6 protein-coding genes and 14 tRNA genes are annotated in these 14429 nt (G+C 38.2%); 13 read left to right on the top strand and 7 right to left on the bottom strand.

The genetic code is table 11. The annotated features are described in order from the left end of the window. Nucleotides 1-57 precede the first annotated feature (57 nt). The 6 genes from QT16_RS16455 to QT16_RS16480 form a co-directional block, all read right to left on the bottom strand. Nucleotides 58-133 (bottom strand) — tRNA-Val (locus QT16_RS16455). 32 nt (nucleotides 134-165) lie between these two features. Beyond that, nucleotides 166-241, bottom strand: a tRNA-Val gene (locus QT16_RS16460). A 48-nt stretch (nucleotides 242-289) separates the two neighbouring features. Continuing rightward, nucleotides 290-365: transfer RNA gene (locus tag QT16_RS16465), tRNA-Val, on the bottom strand. A 153-nt stretch (nucleotides 366-518) separates the two neighbouring features. Next, a tRNA-Val gene (locus QT16_RS16470) sits at nucleotides 519-594 on the bottom strand. Nucleotides 595-755: 161 nt separating this feature from the next. Then, a tRNA-Val gene (locus tag QT16_RS16475) sits at nucleotides 756-831 on the bottom strand. A 147-nt stretch (nucleotides 832-978) separates the two neighbouring features. After that, nucleotides 979-1054, bottom strand: a tRNA-Val gene (locus tag QT16_RS16480). A gap of 1351 nt (nucleotides 1055-2405) precedes the next feature. Here QT16_RS16480 and QT16_RS16485 point away from each other — a divergent pair. The 10 genes from QT16_RS16485 to QT16_RS16530 all read left to right on the top strand — a co-directional run bounded on the left by QT16_RS16485 (nucleotide 2406) and on the right by QT16_RS16530 (nucleotide 7585). Next, nucleotides 2406-2481 (top strand) — tRNA-Ala (locus QT16_RS16485). Nucleotides 2482-2518: 37 nt separating this feature from the next. Then, nucleotides 2519-2594: transfer RNA gene (locus QT16_RS16490), tRNA-Glu, on the top strand. 144 nt (nucleotides 2595-2738) lie between these two features. After that, nucleotides 2739-2814: transfer RNA gene (locus QT16_RS16495), tRNA-Glu, on the top strand. Nucleotides 2815-2996: 182 nt separating this feature from the next. Further along, a tRNA-Glu gene (locus QT16_RS16500) sits at nucleotides 2997-3072 on the top strand. A 183-nt stretch (nucleotides 3073-3255) separates the two neighbouring features. Next, a tRNA-Glu gene (locus QT16_RS16505) sits at nucleotides 3256-3331 on the top strand. Between the two features lie 93 nt (nucleotides 3332-3424). Continuing rightward, nucleotides 3425-3500, top strand: a tRNA-Glu gene (locus QT16_RS16510). A 92-nt stretch (nucleotides 3501-3592) separates the two neighbouring features. Then, nucleotides 3593-3668 (top strand) — tRNA-Glu (locus QT16_RS16515). A 181-nt stretch (nucleotides 3669-3849) separates the two neighbouring features. Then, nucleotides 3850-3925: transfer RNA gene (locus QT16_RS16520), tRNA-Glu, on the top strand. A gap of 282 nt (nucleotides 3926-4207) precedes the next feature. Next, nucleotides 4208-7075, top strand: a complete 2868-nt coding sequence (locus tag QT16_RS16525; RefSeq protein ID WP_039489400.1) for a M16 family metallopeptidase — start codon at nucleotides 4208-4210, stop codon at nucleotides 7073-7075. A 243-nt stretch (nucleotides 7076-7318) separates the two neighbouring features. Continuing rightward, complete coding sequence (locus QT16_RS16530; protein ID WP_002962957.1) at nucleotides 7319-7585, top strand: DksA/TraR family C4-type zinc finger protein; 267 nt, start codon at nucleotides 7319-7321, stop codon at nucleotides 7583-7585. Between the two features lie 284 nt (nucleotides 7586-7869). Here the strand turns inward: QT16_RS16530 and gloA are convergent, their stop codons facing one another. Further along, nucleotides 7870-8271: a lactoylglutathione lyase gene (gene gloA / locus QT16_RS16535; RefSeq protein ID WP_024594782.1), complete on the bottom strand. Its 402-nt coding sequence runs from the start codon at nucleotides 8269-8271 to the stop codon at nucleotides 7870-7872. A 625-nt stretch (nucleotides 8272-8896) separates the two neighbouring features. Between gloA and QT16_RS16540 the strand changes: the two genes are divergently transcribed. The 3 genes from QT16_RS16540 (at nucleotide 8897) to QT16_RS16550 (ending at nucleotide 14424) form a co-directional block, all read left to right on the top strand. Continuing rightward, nucleotides 8897-9775, top strand: coding sequence for an NAD(P)-dependent oxidoreductase (locus QT16_RS16540; protein WP_002962960.1), 879 nt, complete (start codon nucleotides 8897-8899; stop codon nucleotides 9773-9775). Nucleotides 9776-9922: 147 nt separating this feature from the next. Further along, a complete protein-coding gene (locus QT16_RS16545) occupies nucleotides 9923-12181 on the top strand; it encodes a polysaccharide lyase 6 family protein (RefSeq protein WP_039489403.1) in 2259 nt (752 codons plus the stop codon). 5 nt (nucleotides 12182-12186) lie between these two features. Then, a complete protein-coding gene (locus tag QT16_RS16550; protein WP_039489406.1) occupies nucleotides 12187-14424 on the top strand; it encodes a heparinase II/III domain-containing protein in 2238 nt (745 codons plus the stop codon). Nucleotides 14425-14429: the final 5 nt, after the last annotated feature.

Raw genomic sequence — 14429 nt, forward strand, 5'->3', positions numbered from 1 at the left:
ATAATAGGTATGCCTGTTATTTAATTCTTTATTATCAATTAACCGCTTGATGTAATTTGGTGGGTGATACTGGACTTGAACCAGTGACCCTCGCCTTGTAAGGGCGATGCTCTCCCAACTGAGCTAATCACCCAAATTACATTTTAATATGCACCATTCTAGGAATGGTGGGTCGTACTGGACTTGAACCAGTGACCCTCGCCTTGTAAGGGCGATGCTCTCCCAACTGAGCTAACGACCCATATTAAATTTTAAAACGCGACTATTGATATAATAATAGGTTTATATGTGGTGGGTGATACTGGACTTGAACCAGTGACCCTCGCCTTGTAAGGGCGATGCTCTCCCAACTGAGCTAATCACCCACATATAAATTAAAACGCTACTATTAAAATAAATAGTACTGGACTTTAACCAGTGAACCTCGCCGTTACTTGTAAATATCGGTGATGCTCTCTTTTTTCTAACTGAGCCAACGACCCATTTAGATTTTCTTGTAATATGCACCATTTAAAAAATGGTGGGTCGTACTGGACTTGAACCAGTGACCCTCGCCTTGTAAGGGCGATGCTCTCCCAACTGAGCTAACGACCCATATTACATGCTACTACCGATATAGATAGTACTGGACTTTAACCAGTGAACTTCGCCATCTTTTATAAAAGGCGGTGATGCTCTCTTTTCTTGTAACTGAGCTAACGACCCATATTACAATTTTAAAACACGACTATTAATATAGTAATAGGTTTTATATGTGGTGGGTGATACTGGACTTGAACCAGTGACCCTCGCCTTGTAAGGGCGATGCTCTCCCAACTGAGCTAATCACCCACATATAAATTAAAACGCTACTATTAAATAGCACTGGACTTTAACCAGTGAACTTTGCCGTTACTTGTAAGTAGCGGTAATGCTCTCTTTTTCTAACTGAGCTTAGGACCCATATAGAATTTAGATGTGAACACTTTAACTAAAAAGTGGTGGGTGATACTGGACTTGAACCAGTGACCCTCGCCTTGTAAGGGCGATGCTCTCCCAACTGAGCTAATCACCCACATCTAAACAACATTGCATTGCTGCGTTGTTGTGGGGCGCTATTATAGATAGAGTTGGAAATGTGTCAACACTTGAATGATAAAAATGTGCTGAATGAAGGTTTTATAAACAATAGGATATGGTTGAAGTCTATTTTATCATCAAATTTGATATTGCAGTTCAATTAAGCACCTAAAAGTGAGTAGGGAATTGTATTTTATTAACCTTAAATTTAGTTTTACGATACTCATTGTTTTTTTACTGGAGTCGTTTTTATGATTATGAGCAAGATGGATTAATATTAGGGCGAGTTATTTAGTGAATAGAGCGGTCCTTTAAAAATGAATTTAATCTAAACATCCCAAAACAAATGCTATTTTCAGCATTCTAAACTCTATTTTTGTACTTACTTTATTTTTATAAGCCAACCTAGCCATCTCGTAAATACGTATTCCTCGCTACTAGCCTTCGGGTTAAGACTAAATAGATCACATATAACTAGGGCGTGTTGACCTTTGTGGATTCAAATTTGTTCAATCTAGGGACGATTAAATCGCGGCGCGAGGTATGTAACCTAGTGGGCTCGGTAACTGCTCCTGCGTTACTCTAATGGCTTACATCCATGTAAGAATAAGTAAAAACCGAGCAAAGCTTCCGCGTCCTGCTCGCGGCCCTTACCTGCATCCATATAGGCAACAAAGAGTTGATCGTTCCTAGAAAGAACTTAAAGGGCAGCGCATATTTGGTATTTATGCGGCGTTATCGCCTATTCATGGGGAATAACCACACTACATAGGCTCTGCCTTGCCTGAAACCAAACATACTGCTGCAAATTCACCCACCAAAGATCAACACGCCTTGAAGTTTTATACATAGAATTACGAAGCTACAATGCTCTTTTAAAAATGCTCTTCAAACAATAATCGAATTTTTTAGTACGAGTTACGCTGGTTATTAAGCAAGTAAAGGCTGCGGGTACTCTCAAACCCACATTTAAACTTTGGTTATTATAAGCAATTGTAACTTTTAAAAGATTAAGGCGATTGGCGAGGCCTTAATTGGTAGTTTTTAGATAAGTTTAATTTGCATATAAATGTATACCTTTGCTTTGGTGAAATTTTGTTTCATTAAATGGGGGAGTGGGGGCTATTGAGTATTCGTTGCAATATAGTGATGTTATTATAAGCAGTAGGGTTAGAATCTTATTCAAATTGTATTTTTTAGCACGCTTGATAGCCAGTTTGTTGAAAATTAAACCATTTAAATAAAGCTAGGTAAAAAACTGTTGACTTTATTTTGGGTGGTGCATAGAATGCGCCCCGCACTAAGCGATACACGATGTGTTTATCACGACGAGTATTGATTAAGTTGGGGCCATAGCTCAGCTGGGAGAGCGCTTCGCTGGCAGTGAAGAGGTCTGCGGTTCGATCCCGCATGGCTCCACCAAAAATTAGTGTTTTGTCCTAGGGTAGCAGTTTTCTGTGTCCCCATCGTCTAGAGGCCTAGGACACCGCCCTTTCACGGCGGTAACAGGGGTTCGAATCCCCTTGGGGACGCCACTTAACTTTTATTAGTTAAAGGCGGTTTTACCGAGAAAATAGCGTCACAATTAAAGCTCGAGTCTTTACTTGTATTAAACGCAATTACCTTAAAGCTCATGATGTGAGTTAAACTTATCAACTGTCCTAGTGACACATTTATGTGTCCCCATCGTCTAGAGGCCTAGGACACCGCCCTTTCACGGCGGTAACAGGGGTTCGAATCCCCTTGGGGACGCCACTTACTATTTTAAGTATTGTGTAAAGCAGTGTGACACCGCACTCTCTATGCACGACGTTATCAAGAGTACTAATCTCTTGGGGACGCCACTTACTTATTTTTAATAGGGAAGTGAAGTGTTATTAAGAAAGCTCGCCTGAAACGAGTCTAAAAATTCAGTTGTCCTAGTGACACATTTATGTGTCCCCATCGTCTAGAGGCCTAGGACACCGCCCTTTCACGGCGGTAACAGGGGTTCGAATCCCCTTGGGGACGCCACTTACTTATTTTAAGTATTGTGTAAAGTAGTGTGACACCGCACTCTCTATGCACGACGTTATCAAGAGTACTAATCTCTTGGGGACGCCACTTACTTATTTTTAATAGGGAAGTGAAGTGTTATTAAGAAAGCTCGCCTGAAACGAGTCTAAAAATTCAGTTGTCCTAGTGACACATTTATGTGTCCCCATCGTCTAGAGGCCTAGGACACCGCCCTTTCACGGCGGTAACAGGGGTTCGAATCCCCTTGGGGACGCCACTTACTTATTTATAATAGGGAAGTGAAGTGTTATTAAGAAAGCTCGTCTGAAACGAGTCTAAAAATTCAGTTGTCCTAGTGACACATTTATGTGTCCCCATCGTCTAGAGGCCTAGGACACCGCCCTTTCACGGCGGTAACAGGGGTTCGAATCCCCTTGGGGACGCCACTTACTTATTTTAATAGGGAAGTGAAGTGTTATTAAGAAAGCTCGCCTGAAACGAGTCTAAAAATTCAGTTGTCCTAGTGACACATTTATGTGTCCCCATCGTCTAGAGGCCTAGGACACCGCCCTTTCACGGCGGTAACAGGGGTTCGAATCCCCTTGGGGACGCCACTTACTATTTTAAGTATTGTGTAAAGCAGTGTGACACCGCACTCTCTATGCACGACGTTATCAAGAGTACTAATCTCTTGGGGGCGCCACTTACTTCTTTTAATAGGAAAGTGTAGTGTTATTAAGAAAGCTCGCCTGAAACGAGTCTAAAAATTCAGTTGTCCTAGTGACACATTTATGTGTCCCCATCGTCTAGAGGCCTAGGACACCGCCCTTTCACGGCGGTAACAGGGGTTCGAATCCCCTTGGGGACGCCACTTACTATTTTAAGTATTGTATAAAGCAGTGTTACATAACACTCTTTTTGCACGACGTTATCAAGAGTACCAATCTCTTAGATATGTCATTTACTACTTAGATAGGAAAGTGCAGTGTTATTAGAATAAAACTACAAATTAATACCCTCATTTTACATTTCATTTTTATATCAATCTATTTACACTTTGTTACAAAACCAAACCCATAATCACTCCATATTCCTTGTTGTACTTTTAATTAGTCTTTAAACTCATTGAGTTAATTTAAATATGGACTAAAAAATGAAACTCACAAAAATTGCACTTGCTGTTTTACTTGCATCAGGGTTGGCTGCATGTAATAGCTCAACTCAAGCTGTTGATAAAAATATTGTTACAGAAACATCAATTCCTGGCGTTACACTTATTGAATCAGTGAAATCTAATGCAGGTGAAATCAACATACCGTATAAAAAATATAAACTAGATAACGGTTTAACTGTAATTGTGCATGAGGATCATTCAGATCCCTTAGTACACGTTGATGTAACATACCACGTTGGTTCTGCTCGCGAAGAGTTGGGTAAGTCAGGCTTTGCTCACTTTTTTGAGCATATGATGTTTCAAGGATCAGAGAATGTTGCTGATGAGGAACATTTTAAAATAATATCTGAAGCAGGCGGTACCTTAAATGGTACTACTAACTCTGATAGAACAAATTATTTTGAAACAGTACCTGTAAATCAATTAGAAAAGATGTTGTGGCTAGAAGCTGACCGAATGGGCTTTTTACTCGATGCTGTAACCCAAGAAAAATTTGAAGTACAACGCGAAACAGTAAAAAATGAGCGCGGCCAACGTGTTGATAATCGCCCTTATGGTCGTTTAGGTGAACGTGTTGCTCAAGCGATGTATCCAGACGGCCATCCATATTCATGGCCTGTGATTGGTTTTATGGACGATTTAAATCGCGTAAATGTAAATGATTTAAAAGCATTCTTTTTAAAATGGTACGGACCAAATAATGCAACGCTTACCATTGGTGGTGACATCAGCGCTAATGAAATACTGCCATTAGTTACTAAATACTTTGCACCAATCCCAAAAGGTCCTGAAATACCTAAAGTTGAAAAAACAGCTGTAATACTAGATGCCGATAGATATATTTCAATGGAAGATAAGGTTCACTTACCTTTATTAAGCATGAGTTTCCCAACGACTTATGCTCGCTCTGAAGATGAAGCACCTCTTGATATACTTGCTGAAATATTAGGTGGAGGTAATAATTCACTACTATACAAAAACCTAGTTAAAACTCAACTTGCTGTTCAAGCAAGTGCAAATCATCCATGCCAAGAGTTAGCGTGTTCAATTAGTCTTTATGCTTTACCAAATCCTACAGCAGGGAAAACGTTAGCTGATATGGAAAAAATCATTCGTGATTCATTTGTTGAATTTGAAGAGCGTGGCGTTACACAAGATGATTTAGATAAAGTAAAAGCTAAAATAGAGTCAGGTGCAATTTTTGGTCTGCAAAGCGTATCAGGAAAAGTCTCTCAACTAGCCGCATCTGAAACGTTTACAGGTAACCCAAACTCAGCTAAAGATGAGATTGCACGTTATAACAAAGTTACAAAAGCAGATGTTATGCGTGTTTTTAATCAATATATTAAAGGTAAATCTGCCGTTATTATGAGTGTTGTGCCAGAAGGTCAAACTCAACTTATAGCTGCCCCAGACAACTTTACGCCTAAAGCGCATGATTTTGGAGGTCCATCTACAACTTCAGCTGATGATTTAGTAGCACGAAGAGCCGTTGATACATTTGATCGAAGTGTTCACCCTGTAGCCGGCGCAAATCCAGCTGTTGATGTTCCTTCTCTTTGGCAAACTAAGACCGAAAACGGTATTAAAATATTAGGTACGCAAAGTACAGAAACGCCAACCACCGCTATTTTCATTAAAGTTCCGGGTGGCTTGTATAATGAGCAAGCTAGTAAAGTGGGTTTATCGTCAATGACTGCATCGTTAATGAGCGAGTCAACGCAAAACTACACTACAGAGCAAATGAGTAACGCGCTTGAAAAACTGGGTAGCCAGGTAAGTATCTACTCAGATAAAACACATACAAATGTGTATGTTTCTAGCTTAACCAAAAATGTAGATGCAACGCTAAAGCTTGTTGAAGAGAAATTATTTAAACCAGCATTTAATGCCGATGACTTTGAGCGTAATAAAAAGCAAATCATTCAAAATATTCAACATTCAATGAAGGATGCAGGGTATTTAGCATCTAATACATACAGCAAATTACTATATGGCGACAATATAGCTGCACTTCCAAGTACTGGAACGCTTAATAGTATTGAGGCTATTACATTAGATGACGTTAAAGCTTTTTATAACGCAAACTTTAAACCACAGGGCGCGCAAGTCATTATTGTTTCTGATTTACAAGAGTCAACAATTGAGCCAAAGGTTAAAGCTACACTTGCAAGCTGGCAAGGTAAATCGAGCCCAGTTACTGTTGATTTCAGCGAACCTAAAGTCGAAACTAATGTCATTTATCTTGTAGATAAACCAGATGCCCCTCAATCAGAAATTCGTATTGGTAAACGCGATATGGTTGAAGACATTACAGGTGAGTTTTTTAAAGCTAACTTAATGAACTTTGCATTTGGTGGCACGTTTAACAGCCGTATCAATTTAAATTTACGAGAAGATAAAGGCTACACTTACGGTGCTCGCTCTCGTTTTTGGGGTGATAAAACATCAGGTGGCTTTACAGCTTCTGCAGCGGTGAGAGCCGATTCTACTGCAGCGTCTATTACAGAGTTTACTAATGAGCTTAATAACTATGCTCAAAACGGTGTCACTGACGAAGAGCTTATGTTTATGCGTAAAGCTATCAATCAAAAAGATGCGCTTAAATACGAAACGCCTAATGCAAAACTTGGCTTTTTAGCACAAATATTAGAGTTCGATTTAAAACCTAGCTTTGTAAAAGAAAGAAATGAGATTGTTAGCAATATTAGCAAAGAAGAAGTTAACGCCTTAGCTAAAAAACACTTAAACACTAAAGACATGATTTATTTAGTAGTGGGTGATGCTAAAACACTTCGTCCAGAGCTCGAAAAATTAGGTATGAAGGTTGTTGACTACAGTCTTTAATATTTAAATAATTGGAATTATAAAGCAGCTTTTTTAGCTGCTTTTTTTTGCCTGATTTTAGAGTGTTGATCTTTTTGAAAGTAGATTACAAGGAACAACTACAGCGTCTTTTTTTAGATATAAAATATAATTTTGTAGTTTAAACCTTCGAATAACACCCCATTCCTAGCTTTATTATTCAGTACTTATAAAGATTCAATTTGGTAGCATAAATTTACACATCCAACTTTATTAGGAGGATTTATGGCAAGTGGATGGGCACGAGACGGTGCAATTCAAGATCAAATTGATGCAAGTGTTAACGACGCCGTACAGTATGCAAGAAGCAATTTAATATCTGGTGCAAGTGCTGAGCTATGTGACGAGTGCGATGAAAAAATCCCACAAGCACGAAGGCTGGCGCTACCAGGAGTTCGCTACTGTGTTGCATGCCAAGCTGCAATAGAAGGTAATGGTGCCAGCGCTAAATCGTTTAATAGGCGTGGTAGTAAAGATAGTCAGTTGCGTTAAAAAAGGTGCTGCAAAGCACCTTTTATTTAATACCAATCTGCATAACCATTTGAACAATATATAAAATTAAACCCCTCCATAGTTATACCAACCAGCATAAATCTTTGATCAATCTAACGAATTAAATTGCACTATAACGTCGTTAAAAACTTTTTATTTAGAACAACTAGATACAAAAATTTTTGCCTAGTTCTAGCGTAATTTTCTTAACGCTAAATAGACCCCATATATAAGCAGATTGGCATTAAGCAAATTGTTATAACTTGAATTAGTTGTTAAGTAATTTAAAATTTACTCATGTCTTCTTTTTTCTGAATTAACTCAATTGCATAGCCATCTGGGTCTTTTACAAAAGCAATTTCAGTAGTACCGCCTTTTACAGGCCCTGGTTCACGGCTTACATTGCCACCAGCAGCTTTAATATCTGCACATGCTTTGTAAATATCATCAAACTCAATAGCAATATGACCATACCCATTACCTAGGTCGTAGCTATCCTCGTCCCAGTTATAAGTTAGCTCTAATACTGTGTTATCTGCTTCGTCGCCATATCCAACAAAGGCAAGAGTGTATCTGTATTCACTGTTATCAGCTCTGCGTAATTCTTTCATACCTAATATTTCAGTATAAAAAGCAATTGATTTATCCAAATCGGCTACACGAAGCATAGTATGTAATAAACGCATTTTTAGTTCCTTTAGTTATTTATTCAAAGTTAAGGGTATTTTTAACTAAGCGCTATTATTAAGCGCGTTTTAGGGGGTTTATATGTATTAGCCATATATGTAGGCATTATATATAAATCACAACCTTAATATGAGAGTGGGCTTAAAACAGTTTGAGTTCGACCTTTATAAATTACCAATTAATGAATCATTTTATTAAATTTTGGATATTTAAATAACCAGTAATCGATTATTGGTCAACCTATTAATATAAAAAAAGTTACTGATTGTTCAACAAAAGTTAACCTTTGCTTAATTGTGCCTTTGCTATATAACCATCTGTTTTTATAGGTTATTAAATTTATTGTTGTGTAATATGTAAAAATATGGCGTTTGCTTGGTTAACTTATTGGTTGACAAAAAAGCCGTATGGTAATACAGTTTTTGCATACCAATTGGTAAGTTGCTTGGTTTGAGTGAATACAATGTATTGGTAATTAATCAGAGTTACGTTTTGCACAGGTTAATTTATAAATAACTCAAGCTTAAAGTTACTCTACAAATTGAAACAAAAGACACAGCGTATTTATAGAGTAAATTTTACTTGTTCTTATAAAAGTATGCGCCACATATTTAGGAGTTATTCATGTCAAAACCAGTCATCGGTTTCATCGGCTTAGGCTTAATGGGCGGCAACATGGCCGAAAATTTACAAAACAAAGGCTATGAGCTAATTGTTATGGACCTTAGCAAAGATGCGGTTGCAGCATGTGTTGCTAGAGGCGCAAAAACAGCAAGCACTGCAAAAGAGCTAGCTGAAGGTTCAGATATTGTTATGTTTTGTCTTACGACGTCTGCCGTTGTAGAAAAAATTGTTTACGCAGAAGACGGTATCCTAGCGGGTATTAAAGAAGGTGCAGTATTAGTTGATTTTGGTACTTCTATCCCATCATCTACTAAAAAAATTGGTGCTGATTTAGCAGCTAAAGGCGCAGGCATGATCGACGCGCCACTAGGTCGTACACCAGCACATGCTAAAGACGGTCTTTTAAACATTATGGCTGCAGGCGATATTGATACATTCAATAAAGTTAAACCAGTACTGGAAGATCAAGGTGAAAACGTTTTCCATCTTGGTGAGCTAGGTGCAGGTCATACAACTAAGCTTATCAACAACTTCATGGGCATGACGACAGTATGTGCTATGTCACAAGCATTTGCAGTGGCAGAGCTTGCTGGTGTTGACCGTCAACAACTTTTCGACATTATGTCGACTGGTCCATCTAACTCACCGTTTATGCAATTTTGTAAAAATTATGCAGTTGATAATGTTAGCGACCTTGGTTTCTCGATTGCTAATGCAAACAAAGATTTAGGCTACTTCCTACAAATGGTAGAAGACCTAGGTACTGAATCAAAAATCGCTGAAGGTTCATCAGCTAACCTACAAGCAGCGTTTGACGCTGGTATGGGTCAAGGTAACGTTCCTGAAATTTTTGATTACTTCAAAAAGTTAGAAAAGTAATACTTCTCGACCTTATTGAGCGCTTTGAGCTTTAACTTAAAGCGCTTTAACACACATGACACCAATTGACTAAAGTCTTTGTGCAATGTCAGCTTTTTTTAATTCTGATGAAGCACTACTTTCAGTCACAACGAAAAAGAGTTAACTATGCGTTTGATTAATACAATAAAGCTTAGTCTAGTTCTCATCGGTTGCATATCCACACAAGTAGCGGCCAAAGATTATTTAATAGAAAATAAACAAGCTTTTAATGATATCGCAGCTAATCTAGTTGCTGGCGACAAAGTAGTACTTAAAAATGGTACTTGGTCTGACTTCGAAATTTTACTTGAAGGCCAAGGTACAAAAAACTCTCCTATTATATTAACCGCTGAAACTAACGGAAAAGTAATTCTATCAGGTCAATCTAACCTAAGACTTGCAGGTAAATACCTTGAAGCTTCTGGTTTAGTATTTAAAGACGGCTACACACCGAGCTCAGCTGTAATAGAATTTCGTAAAAATAAAAATGAATTAGCCTACAATTCACGAGTTACTCAAATAGTAATCGATAATTACAGTAATCCAGACAAACGAGAGTCTGATTATTGGGTTGCCTTATATGGACAACATAACCGCTTTGATCATAGTCATTTAGTTGGCAAACGAAATAAAGGTGTGACAGTTGCTGTTCGTTTAAACACTAAAGCAAGCCAGGAAAACTATCATCGTATAGATAACAACTATTTTGGCTACCGTCCTACTTTTGGCTCTAACGGTGGTGAAACCCTGCGTATTGGCACAAGCCATTACTCACTAACTGATTCGCATACATTGGTTGAAAATAATTACTTTGAACGTACCAATGGTGAAGTCGAAATTGTTTCGGTTAAATCAGGTAAAAACATCCTTCGTAATAACGTATTTTATGAAGCGCGCGGTACATTAACGCTGCGCCATGGTAACGGCAATCTTATAGAAGAAAATATCTTTATTGGTAATGGTGTTGATCACACAGGTGGTATCCGCGTTATCAATAAAGATCAAATTGTAAGAAATAACTACCTACAAGGCCTAACAGGCTATCGTTTTGGCAGTGGTTTTACTGTTATGAACGGCGTACCAAATTCATCTATTAATCGTTATCACCAAGTAGAAAATGCGACGATTGAAAACAACACATTTATAAATGTGCGTCATATTCAACTTGCTGCAGGTAGCGATGCTGAGCGTAGCGCAGCCCCAAAAAATAGCGTAATGAAAAACAACTTAATCATAAACCAAGATGGTGAACAGCCATTTACAACATTCGACGATGTAAGTGGGTTAGTATTAAGTAACAACATTGCAGATACAAAAGTGCTTTCTGAGCTAACGTACGGTGTAAAAAAAGATAAAATCACGCTTGAAAAAGCAAGTAATGGTCTACTTTACCCAACATCTAAAAGTTTAAATGTAGGTGCAAAGCGCGATTTAAAAGTACTTAAAAAAGAAGATACCGGTGTTAGTTGGTATGCAAAAGTACCTGCTTTAGTTGATTTTGATTCTGGTAAGACACATTCTGTTAAAGCTGATGTAAGTGCATTACTAGACGCTATTGATAATGCAGAGTCGGGCGATGTTCTAGAGCTAGCGCCTGGCCAGTATGATGTGTCTAAACTGGTTAAAATTGATAAAACGTTGACAATTAAAGCGAAGCAGAGCGCAAAGGCTAAACTTACTTTTCAACGCTCTACCTTGTTTGAAATACATGATGGCGGCAGCTTAAAACTAGATGGTTTATCAATTTCAGGTGAAAACGCGCCAGATGCAATAGGTAACAGCATTGTTCGTACGCAAAAATGGGGTATGGTTGATAATTACCGCTTTGTAATGACCAACTCAGAGTTAAATGCTTTAGATATTAATCATTCATTCCATTTCTTTATTACTGGTAAAGGTGCAATGGCTGACGAAATTATTGTTACAGGTAATACCTTTAATACAGTAACAGGTGACATTTTACGCCTAAATACTGAAATTGAAGACTTAGGTGTTTATAACGCGGAATACGTTATTGTAAATAATAATACATTTAATAATGTAGAAGGCGGTGTACTTAAGCTTTACCGTGGTGGCACTGATGAAAGTACATTTGGTCCTCATTTTGAAATGACAAATAACACGCTTAATAACGTTGGCCTTGGTAAGCGTAACAAAGAGCAAGCGAGCATTTATGTTCACGGTGTTCAGGTTACTAATATTAAAGATAATAAATTTGTTAAATCTGCTCCTATTGTTGTAGAGCACACAGTAGGCGAGCCTAAAACTGAAATCTCAGGCAATACATTTGATGCAACTAAAGCACCAAGTGTTAAAGAGTTAAGAGTTAAAGGCCCACACACGGCAGTATTAAAAAATAACAACATTTTAAATAAGGCAGGGTAAATACTATGTACTTATTAAAATGCCAAACACGTTTTAAAATAGCTGCTATAGCTGCAATTACATTACTTACATCATTGGGGGCGCATGCAGCGCACCCAAACTTAGTGATTACTACTGATGATGTTAAGCAAATGCGCCAAGCAATTAGTAGCAACGGTAGCTCAAATAGTAGCAACGGTAGCTCAAAGTTTGCTACTGCGTTTGAATCGCTAAAAGCGCAAGTAGATGAACAAATTGCAAAGCCTATCACTGTACCAGTTCCAAAAGATGGCGGTGGTGGTTATACACATGAGCGCCATAAGAAGAATTACCAACTTATGTACAACGCGGGCATTATTTATCAATTAAGCCAAGATGATAAATACGCAAACTATGTACGTGATATGTTACTTGAGTATGCAAAATTATACCCAACGCTTGGTCTGCATCCAAAACGTAAAATGGACTCGCAAAATCCAGGTAAGTTTTTTTGGCAAAGCCTAAATGAAGCAATGTGGCTTGTGTACACAATACAAGCTTATGATCTAATTTATGACTCGTTAAATGCCGATAATATTAAAACAATCGAGAATGACTTACTCCGTCCTGTCTCGTTGTTCACATCTGTAGGCCAACCGTCTACATTTAATAAAGTACATAACCATGGAACATGGGCAACAGCGGGTGTTGGCATGGCAGGGTATGTATTAGGCGAACCTGAGTGGGTAGAAAAATCATTATACGATTTAGAAAAGTCGGGTAAGGGTGGCTTTATTAAGCAGCTAGAGATGCTGTTTTCACCACAAGGTTACTATAACGAAGGTCCTTACTATCAACGCTTTGCACTATTACCATTTGTAACGTTTGCTAAAGCGATTGAAAACAACGAACCACAACGAAAAATATTTGAATATCGCGATGGCATATTATTAAAAGCGATTGATACAACGATTCAACTTAGCTACAACGGTTTGTTCTTCCCAATTAACGATGCAATAAAAAGTAAAGGCATCGATACCATTGAGTTAGTAAATGGTGTAACGGCAGCGTACGGCTTAACCAACGATGCAGGTTATTTAGATATTGCTAAGCAACAAGACCAAATAATTCTCTCTGGTGATGGGCTAAAAGTAGCTCAAGCACTTGATAACAACATGGCAAAACCTTATTCGTTTAAATCTGTTGCCTTCGGTGATGGTAATGACGGTAAACAAGGTGCTCTAGTTGTAATGAGAACGCAGGTAGGTGGCGATCAAGCGCTACTGTTTAAACCTGCTGCACAAGGTTTGGGCCATGGTCATTTTGATAAATTAACATGGCAGTTTTACGACCACGGAAATGAAATTGTATCTGATTATGGCGCAGCACGTTTTTTAAATGTAGAAGCTAAATACGGCGGTCGTTATTTACCTGAAAACGAAACTTACGCTAAACACACTGTTGCGCACAATACGGTAGTGGTTGACGAAACAACGCATTTTAATGCAAATGTTGAAGTAGGAAATAGTAATTACCCTACACTTAACTTTTTCGAAACAAATAAATACGGCACGGTTTCAAGCGGCGAAATAAGCACAGCTTATAAAGGCGTTGATCTTGAGCGTACGCTTGCACTTATTAACTTACCTGAACTACAAAGCACAGTTGCACTTGATATATTTGATGTTGCTGCAAATAAAGCGCATCAGCTTGACCTGCCTTTGCATTATAAAGGTCAGCTTATCGATACCAGCTTTGAGTTAAAAGCAAATGCAACGCAGCTGTCTGCGCTAGGTACTAAAAATGGCTACCAACATTTATGGCTTAAAGCTCAAGCGCAACCTCAAAGTGGTTTAGCTAAAGTAACGTGGCTAAACGAAAATGGTCGTTTTTATACGCAAACGAGCTTGGTTAAAGGTGATGAGTCTTTCTTGTTTACTCAAATAGGCGCAAATGACCCTCACTTTAATTTACGCAACGAAAATGGTTTTATTCGTCGTGTTGAGGGTCAAAAGCAACATAAGTTTATATCTGTATTAGAGCCACATGGTGAGTACAACCCAAGTAAAGAATATACCCTAGAAGCTGTTAGTCGAGTTACAAAGCTTGAATATAGTCAGCAGGGCGATTTAACACTTGTTGAACTTGATATTAAAGGCAACTCATATTTAGTGGCTATTAATAAAGCACAAACATCAGCTAAAAACACATTCAATTATCAAAATAAAGAGTTCACTTTAAATGGCCGATTAGGCGTTTATATGATGAACAATAATCAGGAGTAAATAGG

Source organism: Pseudoalteromonas distincta, from assembly GCF_000814675.1.
In the GTDB taxonomy this organism is placed as follows: Bacteria; Pseudomonadota; Gammaproteobacteria; order Enterobacterales; family Alteromonadaceae; genus Pseudoalteromonas; species Pseudoalteromonas distincta.